This is a genomic window from Oscillibacter sp. PC13 (assembly GCF_900115635.1).
Taxonomy (GTDB): Bacteria; Bacillota; Clostridia; order Oscillospirales; family Oscillospiraceae; genus Oscillibacter.
In genome coordinates this window covers 1-20779 of record NZ_FOXE01000014.1, presented here as the reverse complement: position 1 = coordinate 20779, position 20779 = coordinate 1, and the positions used below count along the sequence as shown (strand labels likewise).

Below are 20779 nucleotides of genomic sequence, written 5' to 3'. Positions count from 1 at the left end.
GAGGAACTATGCCCAGAAAAAAAATAACCTACCGGCCCAGTAAGACCCAGGGTGCCTTCGGCATTGTCTGGGGCGGCATCTTTGTGGTCATCGGCCTGGTTGTGGTCATTCCGAACTTCGGCGCCTTTGGAATTCTCTGGACGCTGATGGCCATTGGCATCACGGGGTACAATGCCTACTGTGCCTTTGGAAAAGGCTATGCCGGTCCGGAGATTCATATCGAGGAGGACGGCGGGCCGCTTTTCCCGGAGGGGACCTCCGCTGAGGCCCGCCTGCAGGAGCTGCGGAATCTCTATGACCGCAGCCTGATTACCCAGGAGGAATATGAGGCCAAGCGGCAGGAGATTTTGAAGGAGCTGTAAAAAAACAAGGGAGCGGCGCAAAGCCGCTCCCCTGCTTTCCGTGGAGGAACTGTATGAAAACTGTGACCATTTATACCGACGGCGCCTGCAGCGGCAATCCCGGTCCCGGGGGCTGGGGAGCCATTTTGATATACGGCGCCCACAAAAAGGAGCTCTCCGGCGGCGAGGCCACCACCACCAATAACCGCATGGAGCTCACCGCCGTCATTCGCGCGCTGTCCCTTTTGAAAGAACCCTGTACCGTGGATCTGTGGTCCGACTCCAGGTATGTAATTGACGGCCTGGAAAAGGGCTGGGCCAGAGGCTGGCAGAAGCGGGGCTGGATCAAAAGCGACAGGAAACCTGCCCTGAATCCGGATCTTTGGGAGCAGCTGCTGGCACTGACGGAGATCCATACCCTCCGCTACCACTGGGTCAAGGGTCACGCGGAGAATGAATTCAACAACCGCTGTGACGAGTTGGCAGTGGCGGAAAGTCAGAAGTACAAATAAGGCGTAAAAAGTAGGAGTAGATTTGTCAAGGGGTCTTTTTGCGAATCGCAACACTTTCTTGTTCGGGCGGTTTTGGCATGCTTTCAGAGTGGAAAACTGAGCCGAAAAGGGATACCACACCGTCCCCAGATTGGTGTATTGTATTTGCCTCTCGGAGAGCGCACAACTGCCGTTAGGCAGTATCACCGCCGTCCCTTTGGCCGTGGTGAATAAGTGCACTCTTCGTACATAGGGAACAGGAAACCACAGAATTGCTTTTTTGAATGCCAGAGGTATAATTTAGGCGGATAAACAAACTGGCAGTTGGGAGGATAACAGTAATGATTGAGTATAGAAAAATTGATGTAAGGGAAAAGCAAGAATTAACGGAGTTAATGAATATTATAATCGCCGGTTTGGAGAATAAGGATTTTTTTCTGCCTTTTACAGCAGAGGAAATTGACGCAATGTTTGATGAAAACAATGCTGTCACCTATGGTGCTTATAACGATGGAAAATTGGTTGCTACTTCTCAACTATACCTCGGCGACGAGTTTGTAGATGAGATAAAAGTTGCTTTGGGAATAGAAAATGTAAAGGCGGCAGAGTTCGGCGGTGTCATGGTTTTGAAGGAATGTAGGAATAAGGGTATTATGAAGCACTTTTCGTCAATATTGGTTGAAGAAGCGAGAAAACGCGGCTATGACTACATAGTAGCTTGTGCTCATTCAGAGAATATTCCCTCTAATTCTGCAATTATGGCAATAGGTGCAAAATTGATGAAAACGGGAGATTTAATTGGGCATTGCAATAGGAATATGTATCTGTTCAACTTGAAGAACGCACAAAAGGACTGACAATATAAGAGGTGCGGCAGGGTTCTAAGCTGTCGCACCTCTTGATTACCCGCCAGCAGAACGGGCGGCGTTGGTCAAGGTCGGGCACAAGCCCGTTCATTTCAGTCTTGACGAGCGTTGCCCGCTCTGCTACTCATCATCGGCAAGCTGGGTTTCATTTACCAAAAATGAGCTATCAGCCTTTCTGTATTAGGTAGCAAAAACCACCATTTACATATTACATCTCAGCATTTTATGCTGTTTTTTACACACATATGCCGGCTTCGACAGAGCACGCTGAAATTTGATACCCGTGATCCGTACAACGAATCACATAGACCCTTTTTATTTTCAGGCTGTGATCCAAAATAAAAAAATCATTTACAATTTGTTCACGGGAAAAACATCATTCCGTCATAATTATTGGGTATCTTAATAATCAAGCAAAGGGTCCTCCCAAACCCGATGCGTTTTCTCCCTCCTAAAAACACACACAGCAAGAAGGACCGCCATTTGGCGGTCCTTCTTGTGCGTTTTGATGCCAGATTCTTGTAAAACAGGGCAAGCCGGTGTATATTAAACTTGTATCGAAATTTCCAACGGAGGTTTTGTCATATGAAGGATGGTTTTATTTCCGTGGCCTGCGGGAGCCCAAAGCTGCGGCTGGCAGACTGCGACTACAATGCGGAACAGACCTTTACCATGATGCGCCAGGCGGAAAAGGCAGGCGTGAAGGTGCTGGTGCTGCCGGAGCTGGGTCTTACAGGCTATACCTGCGGCGACTTGTTTTATCAGGACACGCTGCTGCGGGGCGCGGAGCAGGCCCTTGCCACCGTGCTGGAGGCCACACGAAACCTGGAGGTGGTCACTGCCGTGGGGCTGCCGGTGCGGTACGATGGCAAATTGTATAATTGTGCTGCGATTATACAAAAAGGAATCATTTTAGGAGTAGTCCCTAAGACCCATTTGCCTAATTACGGTGAATTTTACGAGAAACGCCAGTTTGCCCCGGCTCCGGAGGCACGCGGCAGGTATCTCTCCCTCTGCGGGCAGAAGGACGAAGTTTTGTTTCAGTCCGGGCAGATTTTCCGCTGCGAGAACATTCCGGAGCTGACGCTGGGCTTTGAGATCTGCGAGGATCTGTGGACACCGGATTCCCCCTCTGTACAGATGGCCCAGGCAGGGGCCACGATCATTGGAAACCTCTCCGCCAGCAACGATTTGATCGGCAAGGACGCCTACCGACGTCAGCTGGTGACCATGCAGAGCGCGAAGCTCCTGTGCGGCTATGTCTATTCCAGCGCCGGCGAGGGGGAGTCCACCTCCGACATGGTGTTTGGCGCCCATCAGCTGATTGCGGAAAATGGGGCGCTGCTGGGCGAAAAGCGGTTTGAAAATGGTCTTTTGATCTCTGAAATCGACGTGCAGAAGCTCTGTTATGAGCGCCGCCGGACCCAGGTGATGGAACCTGCATCCGCCCCCGGCGGGATAGGGTTTTCCCTGACCGTCTCCCCCACCAAGATCACCCGCTATGTGGCGCCCATGCCCTTTGTCCCGGAGGGAAAAGAGGACCGGGATGCCCGCTGCCGGGAGATTTTGCTGATTGCCTCTTTGGGATTGAAGCAGCGGCTGGAGCACACCGGGGCGAAAACTGCGGTGATAGGCCTGTCGGGCGGACTGGACTCCACACTCGCAGTACTGATTACGGGCCTTGCCATGAACATGCTGGATCGGCCCATGACGGATATCGTGGCTGTCACCATGCCCTGCTTCGGCACCACGGACCGGACAAGAAACAATGCAGTCATTCTGGCGGAAAAGCTGGGTGCCACCCTCAGAACGGTGGATATCTCCTCCAGCGTCCGCAGCCACTTTAAGGACATCGGCCACGATATGGCCGATCACTCTGTCACCTTTGAAAACGGCCAGGCCCGGGAGCGGACCCAGGTGCTCATGGACATTGCCAACCAGAGCGGCGGCATTGTCATCGGTACCGGCGATCTCAGTGAGCTGGCCCTGGGCTGGTGCACTTACAACGGCGACCACATGAGCATGTACGGTGTAAACGCCTCCATTCCCAAGACGCTGGTACGGCACCTGGTGGGGTATCTTGCCCGGGACAACGCCGAGAGCGACGAGGCGCTCCATGATGTGTTGGAGGACATTTTGGACACGCCTGTGTCCCCGGAACTGCTGCCTGCCGTCAAGGGGGAGATCAGCCAGCGGACAGAGGATCTGGTAGGCCCCTATGAACTGCACGATTTCTTTTTGTACTATGTCCTTCGCTGGGGCTTCTCCCCCAGGAAGGTATACCGCCTTGCCCAGTATGCCCTGGGCAAGCAGTACAGCCGGGAAGTGATATTGAAGTGGCTGAAGACATTTTACCGCCGCTTCTTCTCCCAGCAGTTTAAGCGCAGCTGTCTGCCGGACGGCCCCAAGGTGGGCTCTGTGGCTCTCTCCCCCCGGGGCGACTGGCGGATGCCCAGCGACGCGAAAATGAATCTGTGGCAGTCGGAACTGGACGCGCTGGAATAACAGGCACGGTTTTCCCGCCAGCCGCCAGGGCCAGGGTCCCCGCTGCAAACCAGCGATGAGAAGATAAATCTGTGGCAGTCGGAATGGACACGCTGGCGCAGAAAACCATAAATCCCCCAGGACAAATTTGTTCCTGGGGGATTTTCCGGTTGAGTCACTCTGTAAACTCCACCACATCGTTTGCCGTGCAGCCGATGATGCGGCACAGTTTGTCCAGTGTGTGCATCGTAATGTTCCTGTTCTTTTTCAGGGAATCCAAGGTCTTATTATCAATACCGGATTGCAGTAAATGGTATTGTGAAATTTCCCGTTTCTTCATGGTTTCCAACAAAGGATGGCAGCGATACGTCTCTACCACCATTTCCCTGCACTTTATGGGTCAATTATATGGAGAATTCAAAGAAATAAGTATTGTGGATATAATCACAGTATAATATCAAACACATGCAGATTGCAAAATGGCAGCAATGCGGGATACCGCCTGGGGAGGGGCGTGAAATTGTGGAGCGGAATGATTGTCAGCAGCGTTTGGAAATGGAGCTGCAAAAACTGAGGAAAGAGAATCGACAAATCCGGCAAAACACGGTTACCTGCGAGGTATACAGGCAGATGATGGCATACCGGGATGCGGGGATTGTCAGGCTGAAGGTGGAGCGGGACAAAGCCGAAGCCGAGAGAACCGCCCTTCTGGAAAAACTGCAGGAATTGGAGCGTTGGGGTATTCTGCGGAATAGCAGCCCATAAAATGCACCCCTGCATTTATCAACAGAGGCATGATGAAGAAAAGAGATGGAGCATTGCTCCATCTCTTTTGCTCTGAAAGCAAATCTTAATAAAGGATGACAGGCTGAGAAACAAAACAGGCCGCAGCACAGGGTTGACAATGGTATGAAATCGTACTAAAATAATAGTCCGGAATCGTACCAAGGAGGAAGACCATGCATATCCGTCAACAGATGGAGATTATAAATACCTGCAACTGCCGGATTACGGAGTTATATGGTGAATGGGCCAAGCAGCACGGCATGAGCTATCACGCGATGATTACGCTGTACGCCCTGAATCAGGACCGGAAATGCACGCAGAAGCAGATTGCGGAGGAGTGGCTGATTCCCAAGCAGACCGTCAACACGGTGGTAAAGGATTTGGAACGACGGGGATATCTCTGCTTTGAGCCGGGCCGGGACCAGAAGGAAAAGCTGGTTTGCTTCACCCCACAGGGGAAGCTTTATGCAGCGGAAGTGCTGGAGGAGCTGTATCAGATGGAGGACCGGGTGATGGAGCGAATGGGCGCCGCCCTCTGCCAGGCGCTGGTGGACAGCAATGCAGCCTTTGCGCAGGCGCTGGCCGACGAGGTGTCCCATGGAGCATAATCCCCTGGCGCGGCAGTTCACTGCCGCTTCCCTGCTGCGCTTTGCGCTGCCCAACATTGCCATGATGGTGTTCCTTTCCCTCTACACAATTGTGGACGGCATCTGCATCTCCCGATTTGTTGGAACGCTGGCCCTGTCCGCCATCAACATGTCCTATCCGCTGAACTGCCTGGAACTGGCGGCCGGCATCATGCTGGGCACCGGCGGCAGCGCCATCATCGCCCGGGAATTGGGAGAGGGCAAGCCGGAGCTGGCCAGCCGGGACTTTACCTGCGTGGTGGCGGCGGCCGCCGTAGTAGGGCTGGTGTTTATGACGGTGGGAAACCTGTTTCTGGATCCGATTCTGAACCTGCTGGGCACCAGCGAGGCGCAGTTCGGTCTGTGCCGGGACTATACCCGCATTCTGCTGTACTTTTCTCCGGCAATGTTTTTACAGACGGTTTACCAGATGCTGTTTGTCACGGCGGGAAAGCCGGGATTTGGGCTGGGGATTACCGTGGCGGGCGGGCTTTCCAATGTGGTGCTGGATCTGCTGCTGATGGGGCCGCTTGACATGGGGGTTTCCGGTGCAGCCATTGCCACGGGGATTGGGTACTGCATTCCTGCCGTAATTGGAACGGCCTATTTTGGGGCCGTGCGGAAGGGAACTCTGTATTTTACCCGGTTCCGCCCCCGGGGGAGAATGCTGCTGCAGACCTGCGGCAACGGCTCCTCGGAGATGGTCAGCAACATTGCCAATGCGGCAACCACCTTTTTGTTCAATATTCTCTTTCTCTGCTTCTGGGGAGAGGACGGCGTGGCTGCCATCACCATTGCGATGTATTTTCAATTTGTGTTCAGCGCTGTGGATCTTGGATTTTCCATGGGCGTGGCACCGGTCATCAGCTACCAGTACGGCGCCCAGGATCTGCCGCAGCTGCGGCATACCTTCCGGGTGTCCATGCGGTTTGTGATGCTCTGCTCCGCGGGGATGTGGCTGCTGTCCTGGCTGACCATCGGCTTTTGCATGTCGGTGTTTACGGATGTGGGCAGCTCCGTCTACCTCATCACGGTCAGGGGCTTCCCGATTTACGCCGTGTCCTTCCTGCTGATGGGCGTCAGCATTTTCGCCTCCTCCCTGTTTACGGCCTTGTCCAACGGCGTTGTCTCTGCTGTCATTTCCTTTGCCCGGACCTGTCTGTTCCTGGTGGGAATGCTGCTGCTTCTGCCGGGCCTGCTGGGAGAGACGGGCATCTGGCTGGCAGTTCCGGCGGCAGAGCTGCTGGGTCTGGCGGTGTCCGTCGGCTTTCTGGTGTGGGGCCGGAAAAAATATCGGTATTAACAAAAAAACGGACCGTGTGGAAAACTCCGCACGGTCCGTTCCTTTCAAAGAGACGTTTTATCAAATTTCAGGAAAAAAAGCGCTGTTTACCGGAATTCCTCCACATGCAGGCACCGGGTGGCGTTTAAGATGGCCAGGAAGGCAACACCCACGTCGGCGAACACTGCCTCCCACATGGTGGCCGCGCCGAAGGCGCCCAGCACCAGCACAGCGGCCTTCACCCCCAGGGCAAACCAGATGTTCTGCTTTACAATCCGCAGCGTCTTCCGGGAGACGCGCATGGCGGTGGCAATTTTAGAGGGCTTGTCATCCATCAGCACAATGTCGGCCGCCTCGATGGCAGCATCGGAACCCATGGCGCCCATGGCAATGCCGATGTCTGCCCGGGTGAGAACCGGAGCGTCGTTGATGCCGTCGCCCACAAAGGCCAGCTTTCCCCTGGCGCTTCGCGCCGCCAGGAGGGTTTCCGTCCACGCCACCTTGTCGGCGGGCAGAAGTTCCGCGTGAAACTCATCAACGCCCAGCTCTGCGGCAACGGTTTTTGCAACGGCCTCCGCGTCCCCGGTGAGCATCACGGTTTTCTTCACACCGCTGGCCTTCAAATCGGCGATGGCAGCCTTGGCGTCGTCCTTGGGCAGGTCCGAAATGACGATATGCCCGGCGTAAAATCCGTCAATCGTCACATGGACGATGGTCCCCGGCAGCTCGCAGGGCAGCCAGCTGACCTTCTGCCGTTCCATCAGGCGGCTGTTGCCCACGGCCACGGGATGGCCGTCCACCTTGGCCTGTATACCGTGGCCTGCAATCTCCTCCACATCGGAAAGCCGCGACGCATCTGGATCCGTCCTGCAGGCTGCCTTCAGGGAGAGGGAGATGGGGTGGTTGGAGTAATGCTCCGCCAGCGCTGCATACTCCAGCAGCTGCTCCTGCGTGTACCCGCTCTCCGGATGAACGGCAGTGACGGAAAAGGTGCCCCTTGTCAGCGTGCCGGTTTTGTCAAAAACAACGGTCTCCGTCTGGGCCAGGGCCTCCAGGAAGTTGCTGCCCTTGACCAGGATTCCGCACTTGCTGGCGCCGCCGATACCGCCGAAGAAGCTCAAAGGCACGGAGATGACCAGGGCGCAGGGGCAGGAGATAACCAGAAAGATGAGGGCCCGGTGGAGCCAGTTGCTCCAAACCGTCCCTGCCAGAAAGCTCGGCAAAGACGCCGGATTCAGCAGGGCCAGCAGCACGGAGGGAACGGCAAACAGCAGCGCTGCCGCCAGAACTACGCAGGGGGTATAGTACCGGGCAAAGCGGGTGATGAAGTGCTCGCTGGCTGACTTCTTCTCGCTGGCGTTTTCCACCAGATCCAAAATTTTGGAGACGGTGGATTCGCTGCAGGGCTTTGTCACCTGAATGCGGAGCAGCCCTGTCTGGTTGACGCAGCCGCTGATGACTGCGTCTCCGGGCAGCACGTCCCGGGGAACCGATTCACCGGTGAGGGCGGCGGTATCCAGGGCGGAACTGCCGGCAACCACCCGGCCGTCCAGGGGGATGCGCTCGCCGGGCTTCACCACAATCACCGTGCCCACGGCCACCTCCTCCGGATCCACCTGTACCAGTTCACCGTCCTGCTCGATGTTGGCATAGTCCGGACGGATGTCCATCAGTGCGGCGATGGACTGCCGGGACTTGCCGACGGCGTAGTCCTGGAACAGCTCTCCCACCTGGTAGAAGAGCATGACAAACACGGCCTCGGCATATTCCCCGGTGCCGAAGGCGCCTACAGTGGCCAGGGCCATCAAAAAGTTTTCGTCAAAGACCTGGCCATGGACGATGTTGCGGACGGCCCGCCAGAGAACGTCCCAGCCGATGACGGCGTAGGGCACGAGATAGCACAGCGCTGCCATCCAGCCCTCCGCGGGCAGCAGCTTTATGGCAATCAGCAGCGCAGCCGCCAGAAGAATGCGCCAAAGCATTTTTTTCTGTTTTTTCGAAAGGTTCCGCATAAAAGACTCTCCTTTTTCGGGCGGATAGATGGAACGCGCCGGTAAGGCGCGCCCACAGAAATCACAGGTGGATGATGCAGTCCGGCTCCACCTTGCGGCACACCGCCACGACCTCTTTCATAATGTCGTCAAACCGGGCGTCGTCGGCATCGATGGTCAGCTTCTGGGTCAGAAAGCTGACGGTGGCGTCCTTCACGCCGTCCAGCTTTTTGATGGCCGTCTCCATTTTGGCAGCGCAGTTGGCACAGTCCAGGTCTGTCAGGTTATAACGCTTTTTCATCGTGAGTTCCTCCTAATCAATTCAAGCATCAAAAACTTTACTCGCTCACATGCTCCAGACCCTGGTCGATAATGGTCTTCACATGGTCATCGGCAAGGGAATAAAACACGGTCTTCCCCTCCCGGCGGGATTTGACCAGCCTGGCGTTTTTCAGCGCCCGCAGCTGGTGGGAGATGGCGGACTGGGTCATGCCCAGAAGCTCCGCAATGTCGCACACGCACACCTCCGCTTCAAACAGGACGTACAGAATCCGAATCCGGGTGGAATCACCGAAAATCCGGAACAGCTCCGTCAGATCGTACAGGGTGTCCTCGTCCGGCAGATCCTGCTGGACTTTTTGGATAATATCGTCATGGATACAGCTGGCGTCACAGCACTCCACATTGTAACGGTCTTCCAAGGTGTTTCCTCCTTCATATGAATGATTGCTCATATGTTCAGTATATGCAATCAACAAGATTTGTCAACCCCTTTTTCAAAACTTTGCGGAAAAAACAGGTAGAAAAATGAAGGCTGCCGTGATACACTGATTGCAATTCGACCAAAGGAGCATGGTATGGACAAGCTGGAAGAGCAGACAAAAGAACGCCTGCAGCGCAACGCCTTCATGATTCACAACCATATTGAGCTGGAATCCGTGGAGCCGGATCGGGCGGCGTTTCGGCTGAACATTCAGCCGGACAGTAAAAATCCCTATGGCCTGGTTCATGGCGGCGCCATTTATACGCTGGCGGACAACGCCACCGGATCGGCCGTCCACACGGACGGACGGTTCTATGTGACCCAGACCAGCGCCCTGCATTTTCTCCGCAACCAGTCGGAGGGGGCTGTCCGGGCGGAAGCCCATGTCCGCCACCGTGGAAAATCCACAAGCCTTGTGGCGGTGGACATCACCGGCGAGGGTGGAAAGCTGATTGCCACAGGGGAGTTCACCTTTTTCTGTGTGGACAAGGCAATCATGGATCAAAAGGCGCCGAAGGCATAAAACTTCATGCGCCGTGCCGTCGAAGACGGCACATGGCCATTTTGCCATGCGTTTGCATCGCAAAAAGACGGAGGGGCTGCATATGCAGCCCCTCCGTCTTTTTCTCGTCTTTTGATAAACGCTTATGCCGGCCCGCCCGCCTCCGGAGAGGGTTCCGCTCCCGGCGTAATGGGAAAGCGCACCACGGCGGTAAAGAGATCCGCCACCGTCTCCACATGGAACTCGCCGCCGCAGGCCTCTGTGAAAGAGCTGGCAATGGACAGGCCCAGGCCGCTGCCGCCGTCGGTGCGGCTCTCATCTCCCCGGACAAAGCGGGCGGTGAAGTCCACGCCGTCTGGCAGTTCCGTGCGTGAGGTGTTGCGCAGGGCCGCTTCGGCTCTTCCGCCGCAGACCGTCAGGGTGAGATAGACACGGCTGCCCTCCAGGGCGTACTGCAGGGCGTTTTGAATCAGATTCTGGAACACCCGGTACAGCCGCTTTCCATCCGCCGTGATCAAAACCGGGGACTCCGGCAGGTCCACTTTCAAGGTCAGGCGGCTTTTTTGAATCGGCTCGTCCATGTCCGCCAGGGTCTGCCGCAGCAGCTTTGCAAAGTCCAGCGTCTCCAGCTGCACCGGCAGCTGGTCTGCGGCCGCCTTGCTGACCTCAAACACATCCTGCACCATGGACTTGAGCCGCTGGGCCTTCTCGTCGATGATGCGGGCGTAATCCGCGGCCGCGCTCTCCAGCGGCTCCTGCCGCAGAAGCTCCGCATAGGAGAGGATGGATGTCAGCGGCGTTTTCAAATCGTGGGATACATTGGAGATCAGCTCCACCTTCATCCGCTCGCTGCGGGTCTGCTCCAAAAGGGCCTTGTGCATTCCCGCCTGAATGTCGTTCAGGTGCTCCGCCGTTTGGCGCAGATCGGCGTCGAGAGGCAGCTCCAGCGGTGTTTCCAGATCCCCATCCCGGATCGCCTCCACCTGATCCGCCAGAAGGCCGATGTCCCGGATCGGGGCGATGTTTCTCCGCAGGATCATGACCAGCAAGGCGGTATACAGACAAAGCGGCACCATAGTGATCCAAAACAGGGAATCATAGGCAGACACGCCCATGGATCGCGTCAGTACCAGAAGCCAAACGAGGGCCGGGAACCCAGACAACACGAGTCCTATACAGATCCAACGATAGAGCCGCCTCTGTACCGGCAGCTTCAGCTCCCTGGCACGGAGACCGCCGGAAAACCGCCGCCACAGGCTCCGGCGCTCCGATTTGAGATGGTGTTTATGGTCGTTGCGGAGCAGCCACAAAAGCCAAATGAGTCCCAGCAGGGCGGGAAGATTGGACAGCGGCAGCCCCAGCAGCAGGCCCAGCGCCGCCTCCAGCCCGTCCGGCCAGGCGGAGGATGTGTTCAGCAGCTGTGTGACATTGCTGATGTAAACCCATCGGGAGGTGTTTCCAAACAGCAGATAGAGCACCAGTCCCGCCGCTGCCAGAAAGCGGACTTCCGTCCAGATGTGAGCGGTCAGGGCGGCAATTGCTTTGTCCGCCGGAGCACGCTCCTTCCGCAGGGCAATCCACACGCCCAGCAAAAACAGCCCCGCACAGAAGATGACGGCGGCGGTATGGTAAAACGCCCGGCTCTGCTGGAGATCCTGGTAAAGCCAGTACATGGGGATTCCGGAGGTGCCTCCGCCCGCGTAGTCCCCCTGCATGTACCGGACGGGAATCTCCCGGACCGCCAGATAGACCTCCACCCCGCTCACACCGTCGCCCGCGGGAAAGTTTTCGTACCCGGGTACATACCAAAGGCTTGCCTCGTCATAAATTCCGTCGCCGTAGACGTCCAGCTCCACGCCGTCCTTCCAGATGCGCGCCTTGCCGTCCTGAAATACCAGAAGAAAGTTGTAGCCGTCCGGCAGAGACTGATAATCCCGGTTGGTTTTCAGCTTTTTACAGGCAAGGGGCAAAAGGCTGTCCTCTGCATTGGTGTACCAGCCGTTTTCCAGATCGGATGCGGGCCGGCCCTGCCGGTGAATGCAGTAGAGTACATTTTTGTCGCTTTCATAGTAGTAGTCCGGATTTCCCACCGCCGGGTCCTGATAGGCGGGGGCTTCCGAGGCCGTGTCAGCCGACAGGGGAGCGTCCGCAGAGGAAAAAATCCAGCTACCGCCCCGTTCGTATGCGTCTGCCGCCCCGTATTCCGCGTCGTACCACTTCAGCAAATGCCCGGCGCCCAGGGTCAAAAAGGCCTCCAGATATTGGCTGACTTGCCGCCGGAAGACTGCGGTCTCCTGCCAGTCGCTGTTTTGCCAGGCCGCCGTGTCCTCCTGCCAGACCCATCGGCCCGCTGCGCTTCCGATGCTGCCCACCGTCAAGCTGATCCCCAGAAAAAAGGCCAGGAAGGACAAGATAGCCCGTCTCCGCGTCTTTCCCGGACTGACGTAGTATTCCGGCTCCCAGCCGGGCGCGCCCTCCGGCAGTTCCGGACCGGCTGCTTCCTGCTTCAGGGCCTTTGCCGGGATCTTATCCGTGCTGTTCCAATTTGTATCCAATGCCCCACACCACCTTGATATAGTCTGGCTCTTTGGGATTGAGTTCAATTTTTTCCCGAATGCGGCGGATGTGGACCATCACGGTGTTCTCGCAGGAATAGGCGTCTTCATTCCACACCCGGCGATAGATCTCCTCCGCCGGAAAGATGCGGCCGGGATTGCGCAGAAAGAGATCCACGATTTTGGTCTCCGTGGCTGTCAGCTTAACGGGCTCCCCATCGGCGGTCAGCGTCAAACGCTCCGGGTCATAGGCAAGACGCCCGTTGACGATGACATTCCCCCGTCCCTCCGCGTGAATATCCCCCAGCAGGGTGTACCGCCGCAGCTGGCTCCGCACCCGGGCGGCCAGTTCCTGGGGATTGAAGGGCTTGGTCACATAGTCGTCAGCGCCCATGGAAAGGCCCAGGATCTTGTCGGTATCCTCGCTTTTGGCGGACAGGACAATGATGGGCAGATTCCGCTTTTCCCGGATGCGGATCAGGGCGGACAGGCCATCCAGCTTCGGCATCATCACGTCGATGAGAATCAGGCGCACCGCCGGATCCAGCGCATGCTCCAGCGCCTCCATACCGTTGTAGGCCCGCAGGCACCGGTAGCCCTCCCGCTCCAAAGTGATGGCGATGGCGCCCACAATTTCCGGGTCGTCATCCACCACCAAAATGCATTCGTTCATCTCATTCCCTCCTTGAGCTGTGTTCAGAGTACCGGAGAATTCTGAAAAATCCACCGGGGTATTTCTTACGGATTTCTTACAAAAGCGAAAAGGGCCGATGGAGCATCGGCCCTTCCCTATTTTTTCAAAGGCATGGTAAAGAGAAACCGGGTGGAGGCGGCGTCGCTCTCCGCCCGCAGAGACCCCTTGTGCTCCCCGGCGATGGCGGAGGCAATGCTGAGACCAAGGCCAAAGCCGCTCTTCTCCCCCCGGGAGGCGTCCGCCCGGTAAAACCGCTCAAAAAGGTGCTTCAGCTGTTCTGGCGGAATCGGATCCCCGGGATTGGCCACGGTCAGCTTCGCCTGTCGATCCGTCTTCTGAAGCATCAGCGTAATGGTGCCGCCTGCCGCGCCGTATTTGATGGCGTTGTCCAGCAGAATGGAAATCACCTGCTTCAGCTTGTCCGGATCCCCCAGCACCATGACCTCCTCCGCAATCTGATAGTCCAGGGTTTTTCCTGCCTCAAAGGCCACCGGCTCAAAGGCCAGGGCACAGTCCGCCGCCGCATCGGAGAGGGAGACCTCCGTCATGACCGCGGTACGCACGGCATTGTCTGCCCGGGCCAGGGTCAGCATTTCCTCCACCAGGTTTTTCATCTGCCCTGCCTCGGATCGGATGTTATCCGCCCAGCGGGCGGGCCGCTCCTCCAGAGGCGCGGCCTCCAGCAGCTCCGCGTTGGAGAGAATGACGGTCAGGGGAGTCTTCAGCTCGTGGGAGGCATCGGATAAAAACTGGCGCTGCTGCTGCCAGGCCCTTTCTACCGGGGCGGTGGCCCAGTGGGAGAGCAGGATGGACACCCCCAGCAGCAGGAAGAAAGCCGCCGCCGCAATCTGCAGGTGGGAGCCCACCATCTCCTGCAGGGTGGCCTGCTCCATGGACATGTCCACAAAGGCCAGCTTCTGGTAAATGCCGTCGTCCTGGCGCAGATACCGCAGGTTATAATCGCTGATGGTGCCCTCCGGTGTCTTTTCGCTGAGGCAGTCGGAGATGATATCCGCTAAAATGTCCGTGTCCTCCAGATTGGCATAGGTACCGCCGGTGACATAGGCGGTATGGCCGCCCCTGCCCGTCCAGACCTCCACCGTGAAATAAGGCAGCAGGACCTCCTCCGGATTCAGGCCAAACGCGGGCGGTGAGGGACCAGTACCATCGGCGGAGGGGGTTTCCCGAATGACCCGCTGCAAAACCTGCGTGCTGATGAACTCAATGTTCTGCTTGGCAGAGAGAAAGGCGGAGACAATGATGACGGCCAGGACGGAGGTCACCATAGCCATACAAACGACGACAAATTTTAGACGCAGCTTGCGGATCATGGGAGAAGAGCCCCCTTTTTGTCGAAAACTTTGTGGAAAACGTGGAAAATTACGTGGAAAAACCGACATCCTGTCAATTTTCAGGAAGTTCCAGGCAGTATCCTACCATCCGAATGGTTTTGATTTTTACCCGGGAGTGGAGATGCTCCAGCTTTTTGCGGAGAAAGGAGATGTAGACTTCCACATTATTGTCCTCTGCATCGGACTCATATCCCCAGATTTTCAAAAGCAGGTTCTCTTTGGTGAGCACCTGCTTTTGATTCAAAATCAAAAGCTCCATCATGTCGTATTCCTTCCGGCTGAGGCGCACGGTCCGCTCCCCGCAGGAGAGGGTAAAGGTAGCTTTCTCCAACGTCAGATCGCCGCAGACTAGATTGTCCATATTCCGCAGTTCCGGCTGCCGCCGGGTCAGGGCCCGGACGCAGGCCAGCAGCTCCTTTGGTTCAAAGGGCTTTGTAAGATAGTAGTCTGCGCCGGAGTCCAGGCCCTGGACTTTGTCGCGCACTTCGGATCGGGCGGTCAGCATCAAAACCGGCGTGGTGTTGCCGACTGCCCGCAGCCGCCGCAGCACGGTGAATCCGTCCAGCTTGGGCAGCATCACATCCAGGAGAATCACATCATAGATGGCGGAAAGGGCATTGTCCAGCCCCGCTTCGCCGTCATGACAAACGTCGGCAGTATAGCCATTCAGCTCCAGAAGATCCTGCAGCGTGGCGGCCAGACGCACCTCATCCTCTACAACCAATACGCGCATATGTGTTTCCCTCCCTCGTAACATACAGGGGGAGCCAAAAGGGCTCCCCCTGATCATAGCACAGATTCCGCCAGCGGCGCAACTGCTTACTCCAGCCCCGACTCCGCCAGGGCCAGGAGCTTTTCGATCCGGTTGTTGTTAATCCGGTAAATGGTGGTGTCACCGTCAATCCGGGCGTAATAATCCCCGTCGGCATCGTCGCCGGGCAGCGCCCCGCCGATGGTGAGGGTAAAGGTCTGTTCCGCAGTGCCGTCACCCAGGTATTTAGCAGTCAGGACGGCGGTAGGGGCGTCAAAGCCGCAGATGGAAACCGCTTCCTCCGTGGGCTTAAAGTCCACGCAGCCGAGAAGTTCCACCTGACTCAGCTCGTCCAGAAAAGCAGTCACCGTGGGGTCATCCGTGACATTGGCTCCGCCGGAGCGCCAGGTGACGGCGCTTTCGTCTGTCGTGCCCTCCTCTGTTCCATCAGCAGAGGAGGCCCCCTTGTCCGGTGACTCCGGCCGCTGGGCGGTCAGCACCGTGGACGCCGTGCCCTCCACCGTGACGGAAACCAGGTTGTCCGCAGTCAGGACCGGCAGTTCCGGCAGCTTCATCATATCATAAATGGGAACGATCAAGCGCTGGGACAGCGCATCGGCAATGATATAGACGGTGCTCTCGTCATCATTCATCATCATATAATAGCTCTTGCCGTCGGTGGTGGTTTTGCCCAGAGCGATGCGCAGGGTGCTGCCGTCCTCGGCGGAGGTGGCCGTGAGCGTCATGGAGGGCTGATCCAGACCGTAGGCCTCCAGCGTGTCCCCGTCTGTGATGGTCTGCTGGGGCTTGATACTGGAGATGAGATCCACAATCACGCCGACGTTCATATCATCCAGCGGAAAGTCCGGGTCGTCGGCCCAGATCCAGTTTCCGTCCTCGCCCAGGGTAAAGGATAAGGTTGCGGATCCGTTGTTGTAAGTCAGAGAGGAGTATGGGCGCACCTCCGTGATGGAAGTGCTTTCTTCTGCGGCTTCCTCCTGCTTGGCTTTTTTGCTTTTTATGCCCACAACAAGCAACAGCACAGCAAGCAGCAGCACAACTGCGCCCGCCAGGTACAACAGCAGTTTTTTTTGTTTTCGGTTCATAGCGACCTCCTCTTAGAGCTTGCGGCGGCGCATCCAGCGGACAAAGCCGAAGATCAGCAAGGCCCCCGGAATGGCGAAAATGAACAGCAGCGCCCAGATGCCGCCGGTGGAAATGGTGTTGGTGGGTGTGGTGAGGCTGACAGCCTCGATATTGATGTTGGTCAGTCCCTCCATCCCCGCTGTGGCGGCAGACATAAAGAGGTTCACGTTATCAATGTTGGCAAAGCTGCCGGTGATCTCCGAGTCAATGAGAGAATCCGCACCGAACACCGTCAGGCGGGCAGTGATGTTGTCGTCAATTTCCTCTGTGGCAACGGCGCCCACTGCATAGGTGCCCTGGGAGCTGTTTGCGTCATCCACAATGGAATACCCGTCGGTGGATGTGGTGAGGAAGGACTTGACGGTAATGCTGTCCCGGGCGGGATCCGTCAGGGTGAACCCGCGGGAGGCGAAGAACAAAACCGTCGCATCTTCCGAGAAGCCGGCGGCCGCGTCCACAGAGTTGTCCACCATGGGGAAGAACAGATAGGGGTTGTTTTGATAATACCGGCTGGTATCGGCAATCATGCCGTCCGCCAGGGACATGCCGTAGGTAGAGAGCAGCGTCTCAAAATTCGGCATGGGGTCCAGCTGGCCCGGCAGGTTGAAGATGACCCGCCCGCCTTGGGAGAGATAGGTGAGGATCATATCCAGCTCATCATTGGCCAGATCCCGTATCGGTTCGTTGATGATCAGCATGGTGCAGTCGTCGGGAATTCCGCCGTCTGTCAGCAGGTTCACGGACTCCACAGACATATGGAGCTTGTTGAACAGCTCTTCCATCCGGGAGGGAAGGCTGGTTTCGTTGTGGCCGGAAGTCTGATAGACCAGCCAGGAGTTGTCTGTCAGCACGCCGTCCACGGCGGAGGTCAGCAGACCCTCAGCGTCAAAATCCGTCTCCACGTAGTTGTTGTAGTAATAATACTGCATCACGTCAAAGCCAATGATATCGTCAATGGAAACCGTTTCCTGCCGTCCTGTGGCGGCACAGGTCACCACAATGGTGTCCGTGTCCACACCGTACTGGGAGAGGACGGAAGGATAGACCGTGGGATTGACGTATTCCACAGACAGACGGTCGCTCAGCTCCTCATACTTGGAAAGAAAGCGGACAATCCGGGAATCCATGGCCTCCTTGTCAGCCAGCACGTGAATTTCCACATCTTCCTGGAGGTTCTCCATGTATGTCCGGGAGGTGTCGGTGATGTTATAAATGCCGGTCTCCGTCATATCGAACTGGGTATAATCCTGGGGAACCTGGGCGAGAATGAGATTAAACACCAGCACAGCCGCCACCACCAGGGCAGTGGCTCCGGCGGAAAAGGCTCCGTGGCGGGATGCATGGCGTCCTGCGGTGTCCCGCACGGAATCCTTCAAATTTTTTGTTTCCATGTCAGAGCACCTCCCCTTAGTTCCAGCGGCGCTTCTGGATAACCTGAACCGTCAGGAAAACCAGCAGCGCAATCAAAGATAAATACAGCAGCGTACCGGACAAATCAAACACATGGTCCTGGGCAAAGCTGTTGAACGCCGCCAGGAGGGAAAACTTTCCCAGGACATTCGGCAGCAGGCTGACAAACTTTGCCGAGGCCTTCAGATAGCTTACGGCGAGAACGGCCGAGCCAATCACCAGGACGGCGCCCGTGATTTTCCAGTTGTCCGACAGGGCGTTTATCAGGAAGCACACCAGCAGCAAAATGACCATCAGCCCAATCAGGGAACCGGAGGGCGAGGCGGGCAGGTAGGTCAAAAGCCCGTCCCAGAGATACAGCACCAGCAGCAAGCCGAAGGTTCCAACAGAGGCGATGATCTGGCTCTCTGTCAAGGAGGAAATGAAAAGGCCCACGGCAATTTCCACGGCGCCCAGCAGGAAAAAGGCCAGCAGCGTGGCGTAGTCCGCTTTCAAAAAGGCTGTGCCGTTGATCTTGATAATCAGCGGACAGAGCGCGCTGATGGCCATGGGGACGGCAAAGACCGTCAGCATGGCAAAATATTTTCCAAGCACGATGCCCGCCACAGGGACAGGAGCGGTCAAAAGCAGCTGGTCCGTTTTGCTGCGTCGGTCTTCTGCCATAGAGCGCATGGTCAAAATGGGAATCAGCACCATCAGGACATACAGGGTTGAGCCAAGTGCGCTGGAAAAGTAGGGATACCCCGAAAACAGGTTGTATACCATAAAGTAAATCCCGATAAAAGCTGTCATGGCGGCAATAAAAATCCAGCCGGTCATGGAGTTGAAATAGGAGCTGACCTCCCGCTTATAAATGGCTTTCATCACAAGAGCCCTCCTCTTCCTGTGTTTCGTCCTGCCTGCCGGTGAGCAGCGCCGCCGCCTTGGCGGCGATCAAATCGTCATCATCCGTTAAGTCCAGGAAGACCTCCTCCAGCGTTGCCATCCGGGGCTTCAGCTCCAAAATGGGACATTTCGCGTCGGCGAAGGCATAGAACAGCGTCTCCCGGATGTCCCGGTCCGTTTTCACGGACAGCCGGGCGAGGCCGCTGCTCTCCTCCAAAACCGTGTGGCCGGTGATGCCGGCCACGGTTTCCAAAAGGGCTTCCGCCTGTTGGGCGGTCCCGCGGATCTCCATTTCCAGCTCTCCCGCGGCGGAGAGCTTTTCCTCCAGGGCCTCCGGCGTGTCGGACACCACAAACGTCCCCTTGCGGATGATGAGCACGTGGTCGCACACTGCCCGGATTTCGGAGAGGATGTGGCTGCTGAGAATCACCGTGTGATCCTTGGCCAGGTGCCGGATCAGCTCCCGGATTTCCACCACCTGCTTGGGATCCAAGCCCACGGTGGGCTCGTCCAGGATGATGATCTTCGGAAAGCCCAAAATGGCCTGGGCAAGACCCACCCGCTGGCGGTAGCCCTTGGAGAGGTTGCGGATCAAACGGGGCTCCATCTCTTCCAGATGGGTCAAAGACAAGGCCTTCTGCAGCTGCTCTGCCTGATCCCCCTTTGGGATGCGCTTCAGCTCTGCCGCAAACCGCAGATACTCTCCCACCGTCATGTCAGGATACAGGGGCGGCAGCTCCGGCAAATAACCAATGCACTGCTTGGCGGCCTCGGGCTCCTCCAGAATGTTATGGCCATCAATCAGAACTTCCCCGCTGGTAGCAGCGAGATATCCTGTCATAATATTCATGGTGGTGGATTTGCCGGCGCCGTTGGGTCCCAAAAAGCCGAAGACCTGCCCGTCCTCCACCGTAAAGCTCAGGTGATCCACTGCGTTGTGATCCCCGTAGCGCTTGACCAGGTTTTTGATCTCGATCACGGAAAAAACCTCCTTCAGTTCAGGAAGGCGGCATAGGGCCCTCCCTGCATACATTTTTACTATAGGAAACAAATCTGAAACCTAACTGAAAAGACAGACTTTACAAAGAGTTCAAAACTTCTCCAAAAATAATTCTTATTTTTTGGGTATACTAAACGCATCCTCACAAGAGGATACCACACTCCTCTCTTTTTTCCCAGCATTTCTTTTTTTAATTCTCCCCAAAACAGCGGAGCACATCCGGACAGGACGGATGCGCCCCGTTGTTTTTTCACTCCAGCCGGAAAGCGGGCAGCGGCTTCTTGGTGACAAAATGAATAAAATTTGACAGAAAAATGCGAAAATATGATTTTTTAGGAATTTTTCCGGTTTTTTTACTTGCAAACGCACAGTGGCTCTTATATAATAGTCAAGCAAATCACAAAGTCGCCCGGTCGGAATGCGACTGCCTGGCGAAAGATGGAGGAAAAACGATGCGAGGAGTCCATAGCGCGGTGGATGATATCCGCCGCAACGTATTCACAGAAGTAGCTCGTCTTGCGTATGAGGGTGGAGACTACAGCCGTGTGGATATGATCCCCTATAAGATTGCCCCCGGCGAGGTTGCCCATGTGCGGCAGAATGTGTTTCAGGAGCGGGCCATTGTCCAGGAGCGCGTCCGTTTGGCGCTGGGCATGCCGCAGCAGAGCGCCGGTATGCAGACGCCCGTCAGCGCGCAGATGCAGGCCGTGGCGGCTGCGGATGACAAATTTTTTGAAGAGCCGCTGGTGAATATCATCTCCTTTGCGTGCAATGCCTGCCCGCCGAAGCAGATCCGGATTACGGACAGCTGCCAGGGCTGCATCTCTCACCCCTGCATGAATGTGTGCCCGAAG

Annotated in this window: 20 protein-coding genes and 1 pseudogene; 9 read left to right on the top strand and 12 right to left on the bottom strand. The window is 56.5% G+C overall.

The window, feature by feature from the left end; genetic code table 11:
- The first annotated feature begins 8 nt into the window (after positions 1-8).
- From BMZ81_RS09405 to BMZ81_RS09390, 4 genes are all read left to right on the top strand, one after another.
- Positions 9-362 (top strand): SHOCT domain-containing protein, encoded by a 354-nt coding sequence (locus BMZ81_RS09405; RefSeq protein ID WP_091131323.1) that lies wholly within the window; start codon positions 9-11, stop codon positions 360-362.
- Positions 363-415: 53 nt separating this feature from the next.
- Complete coding sequence (gene rnhA / locus BMZ81_RS09400) at positions 416-853, top strand: ribonuclease HI (RefSeq protein ID WP_091131321.1); 438 nt, start codon at positions 416-418, stop codon at positions 851-853.
- 320 nt (positions 854-1173) lie between these two features.
- The gene (locus BMZ81_RS09395) at positions 1174-1689 is read left to right on the top strand and encodes a GNAT family N-acetyltransferase (RefSeq protein ID WP_091131318.1); all 516 of its coding nucleotides are present in this window, start codon (positions 1174-1176) and stop codon (positions 1687-1689) included.
- A gap of 594 nt (positions 1690-2283) precedes the next feature.
- Positions 2284-4203, top strand: coding sequence for an NAD(+) synthase (locus BMZ81_RS09390; protein WP_091131315.1), 1920 nt, complete (start codon positions 2284-2286; stop codon positions 4201-4203).
- 154 nt (positions 4204-4357) lie between these two features.
- Here the strand turns inward: BMZ81_RS09390 and BMZ81_RS09385 are convergent, their stop codons facing one another.
- Positions 4358-4522, bottom strand: a complete 165-nt coding sequence (locus tag BMZ81_RS09385; protein WP_091131461.1) for a helix-turn-helix domain-containing protein — start codon at positions 4520-4522, stop codon at positions 4358-4360.
- A 182-nt stretch (positions 4523-4704) separates the two neighbouring features.
- On the opposite strand from BMZ81_RS09385, the gene BMZ81_RS09380 reads away from it, so the two are divergent.
- The 3 genes from BMZ81_RS09380 (at position 4705) to BMZ81_RS09370 (ending at position 6897) form a co-directional block, all read left to right on the top strand.
- On the top strand, positions 4705-4947 hold the full coding sequence (locus BMZ81_RS09380; RefSeq protein ID WP_091131312.1) for a hypothetical protein: 243 nt from the start codon (positions 4705-4707) through the stop codon (positions 4945-4947).
- Positions 4948-5141: 194 nt separating this feature from the next.
- The gene (locus BMZ81_RS09375) at positions 5142-5576 is read left to right on the top strand and encodes a MarR family winged helix-turn-helix transcriptional regulator (protein ID WP_091131311.1); all 435 of its coding nucleotides are present in this window, start codon (positions 5142-5144) and stop codon (positions 5574-5576) included.
- Positions 5566-6897, top strand: a complete 1332-nt coding sequence (locus tag BMZ81_RS09370) for an MATE family efflux transporter (protein WP_091131308.1) — start codon at positions 5566-5568, stop codon at positions 6895-6897. Before BMZ81_RS09375 ends, BMZ81_RS09370 begins: the two co-directional genes overlap by 11 nt.
- A gap of 86 nt (positions 6898-6983) precedes the next feature.
- On the opposite strand, the gene BMZ81_RS09365 is transcribed toward BMZ81_RS09370, so the two are convergent.
- The 3 genes from BMZ81_RS09365 to BMZ81_RS09355 all read right to left on the bottom strand — a co-directional run bounded on the left by BMZ81_RS09365 (position 6984) and on the right by BMZ81_RS09355 (position 9568).
- A complete protein-coding gene (locus BMZ81_RS09365; RefSeq protein ID WP_091131306.1) occupies positions 6984-8888 on the bottom strand; it encodes a heavy metal translocating P-type ATPase in 1905 nt (634 codons plus the stop codon).
- A 61-nt stretch (positions 8889-8949) separates the two neighbouring features.
- A complete protein-coding gene (locus BMZ81_RS09360; RefSeq protein WP_091131303.1) occupies positions 8950-9168 on the bottom strand; it encodes a cation transporter in 219 nt (72 codons plus the stop codon).
- Positions 9169-9205: 37 nt separating this feature from the next.
- Complete coding sequence (locus BMZ81_RS09355) at positions 9206-9568, bottom strand: ArsR/SmtB family transcription factor (protein ID WP_091131301.1); 363 nt, start codon at positions 9566-9568, stop codon at positions 9206-9208.
- A gap of 156 nt (positions 9569-9724) precedes the next feature.
- Between BMZ81_RS09355 and BMZ81_RS09350 the strand changes: the two genes are divergently transcribed.
- Positions 9725-10153, top strand: a complete 429-nt coding sequence (locus BMZ81_RS09350) for a PaaI family thioesterase (RefSeq protein WP_091131299.1) — start codon at positions 9725-9727, stop codon at positions 10151-10153.
- A 122-nt stretch (positions 10154-10275) separates the two neighbouring features.
- Here BMZ81_RS09350 and BMZ81_RS09345 read toward each other — a convergent pair whose 3' ends face one another.
- The 8 genes from BMZ81_RS09345 to BMZ81_RS09310 form a co-directional block, all read right to left on the bottom strand.
- Complete coding sequence (locus BMZ81_RS09345; protein WP_091131296.1) at positions 10276-12687, bottom strand: sensor histidine kinase; 2412 nt, start codon at positions 12685-12687, stop codon at positions 10276-10278.
- Positions 12659-13360, bottom strand: coding sequence for a response regulator transcription factor (locus BMZ81_RS09340; protein WP_091131295.1), 702 nt, complete (start codon positions 13358-13360; stop codon positions 12659-12661). Before BMZ81_RS09340 ends, BMZ81_RS09345 begins: the two co-directional genes overlap by 29 nt.
- A gap of 116 nt (positions 13361-13476) precedes the next feature.
- Complete coding sequence (locus BMZ81_RS09335) at positions 13477-14712, bottom strand: sensor histidine kinase (RefSeq protein ID WP_091131292.1); 1236 nt, start codon at positions 14710-14712, stop codon at positions 13477-13479.
- 73 nt (positions 14713-14785) lie between these two features.
- On the bottom strand, positions 14786-15466 hold the full coding sequence (locus tag BMZ81_RS09330) for a response regulator transcription factor (RefSeq protein WP_091131289.1): 681 nt from the start codon (positions 15464-15466) through the stop codon (positions 14786-14788).
- Positions 15467-15552: 86 nt separating this feature from the next.
- Positions 15553-16590 carry a DUF4340 domain-containing protein gene (locus tag BMZ81_RS09325; RefSeq protein WP_091131287.1) on the bottom strand — a complete coding sequence of 346 codons (1038 nt, stop codon included), beginning with the start codon at positions 16588-16590 and terminating at the stop codon, positions 15553-15555.
- A 12-nt stretch (positions 16591-16602) separates the two neighbouring features.
- The gene (locus tag BMZ81_RS09320) at positions 16603-18021 is read right to left on the bottom strand and encodes a DUF7088 domain-containing protein (RefSeq protein ID WP_091131285.1); all 1419 of its coding nucleotides are present in this window, start codon (positions 18019-18021) and stop codon (positions 16603-16605) included.
- A gap of 16 nt (positions 18022-18037) precedes the next feature.
- Positions 18038-18904 (bottom strand): ABC-2 transporter permease, encoded by an 867-nt coding sequence (locus tag BMZ81_RS09315; protein ID WP_091131282.1) that lies wholly within the window; start codon positions 18902-18904, stop codon positions 18038-18040.
- A complete protein-coding gene (locus BMZ81_RS09310; RefSeq protein WP_091131279.1) occupies positions 18888-19904 on the bottom strand; it encodes an ABC transporter ATP-binding protein in 1017 nt (338 codons plus the stop codon). Before BMZ81_RS09310 ends, BMZ81_RS09315 begins: the two co-directional genes overlap by 17 nt.
- A gap of 473 nt (positions 19905-20377) precedes the next feature.
- On the opposite strand from BMZ81_RS09310, the pseudogene BMZ81_RS09305 reads away from it, so the two are divergent.
- Positions 20378-20779 (top strand): annotated as a pseudogene (locus BMZ81_RS09305) (iron hydrogenase); the annotation flags it as partial.

What these genes read in the sequence shown, in the direction of transcription:
- BMZ81_RS09405 (WP_091131323.1), top strand. Translation starts at nt 9, where the DNA reads ATGCCCAGAAAAAAAATAACCTACCGGCCCAGTAAGACCCAGGGTGCC.
- rnhA (WP_091131321.1), top strand. Translation starts at nt 416, where the DNA reads ATGAAAACTGTGACCATTTATACCGACGGCGCCTGCAGCGGCAATCCC.
- BMZ81_RS09395 (WP_091131318.1), top strand. Translation starts at nt 1,174, where the DNA reads ATGATTGAGTATAGAAAAATTGATGTAAGGGAAAAGCAAGAATTAACG.
- BMZ81_RS09390 (WP_091131315.1), top strand. Translation starts at nt 2,284, where the DNA reads ATGAAGGATGGTTTTATTTCCGTGGCCTGCGGGAGCCCAAAGCTGCGG.
- BMZ81_RS09385 (WP_091131461.1), bottom strand. Translation starts at nt 4,522, where the DNA reads ATGAAGAAACGGGAAATTTCACAATACCATTTACTGCAATCCGGTATT.
- BMZ81_RS09375 (WP_091131311.1), top strand. Translation starts at nt 5,142, where the DNA reads ATGCATATCCGTCAACAGATGGAGATTATAAATACCTGCAACTGCCGG.
- BMZ81_RS09370 (WP_091131308.1), top strand. Translation starts at nt 5,566, where the DNA reads ATGGAGCATAATCCCCTGGCGCGGCAGTTCACTGCCGCTTCCCTGCTG.
- BMZ81_RS09365 (WP_091131306.1), bottom strand. Translation starts at nt 8,888, where the DNA reads ATGCGGAACCTTTCGAAAAAACAGAAAAAAATGCTTTGGCGCATTCTT.
- BMZ81_RS09360 (WP_091131303.1), bottom strand. Translation starts at nt 9,168, where the DNA reads ATGAAAAAGCGTTATAACCTGACAGACCTGGACTGTGCCAACTGCGCT.
- BMZ81_RS09350 (WP_091131299.1), top strand. Translation starts at nt 9,725, where the DNA reads ATGGACAAGCTGGAAGAGCAGACAAAAGAACGCCTGCAGCGCAACGCC.
- BMZ81_RS09340 (WP_091131295.1), bottom strand. Translation starts at nt 13,360, where the DNA reads ATGAACGAATGCATTTTGGTGGTGGATGACGACCCGGAAATTGTGGGC.
- BMZ81_RS09335 (WP_091131292.1), bottom strand. Translation starts at nt 14,712, where the DNA reads ATGATCCGCAAGCTGCGTCTAAAATTTGTCGTCGTTTGTATGGCTATG.
- BMZ81_RS09330 (WP_091131289.1), bottom strand. Translation starts at nt 15,466, where the DNA reads ATGCGCGTATTGGTTGTAGAGGATGAGGTGCGTCTGGCCGCCACGCTG.
- BMZ81_RS09325 (WP_091131287.1), bottom strand. Translation starts at nt 16,590, where the DNA reads ATGAACCGAAAACAAAAAAAACTGCTGTTGTACCTGGCGGGCGCAGTT.
- BMZ81_RS09320 (WP_091131285.1), bottom strand. Translation starts at nt 18,021, where the DNA reads ATGGAAACAAAAAATTTGAAGGATTCCGTGCGGGACACCGCAGGACGC.
- BMZ81_RS09315 (WP_091131282.1), bottom strand. Translation starts at nt 18,904, where the DNA reads ATGAAAGCCATTTATAAGCGGGAGGTCAGCTCCTATTTCAACTCCATG.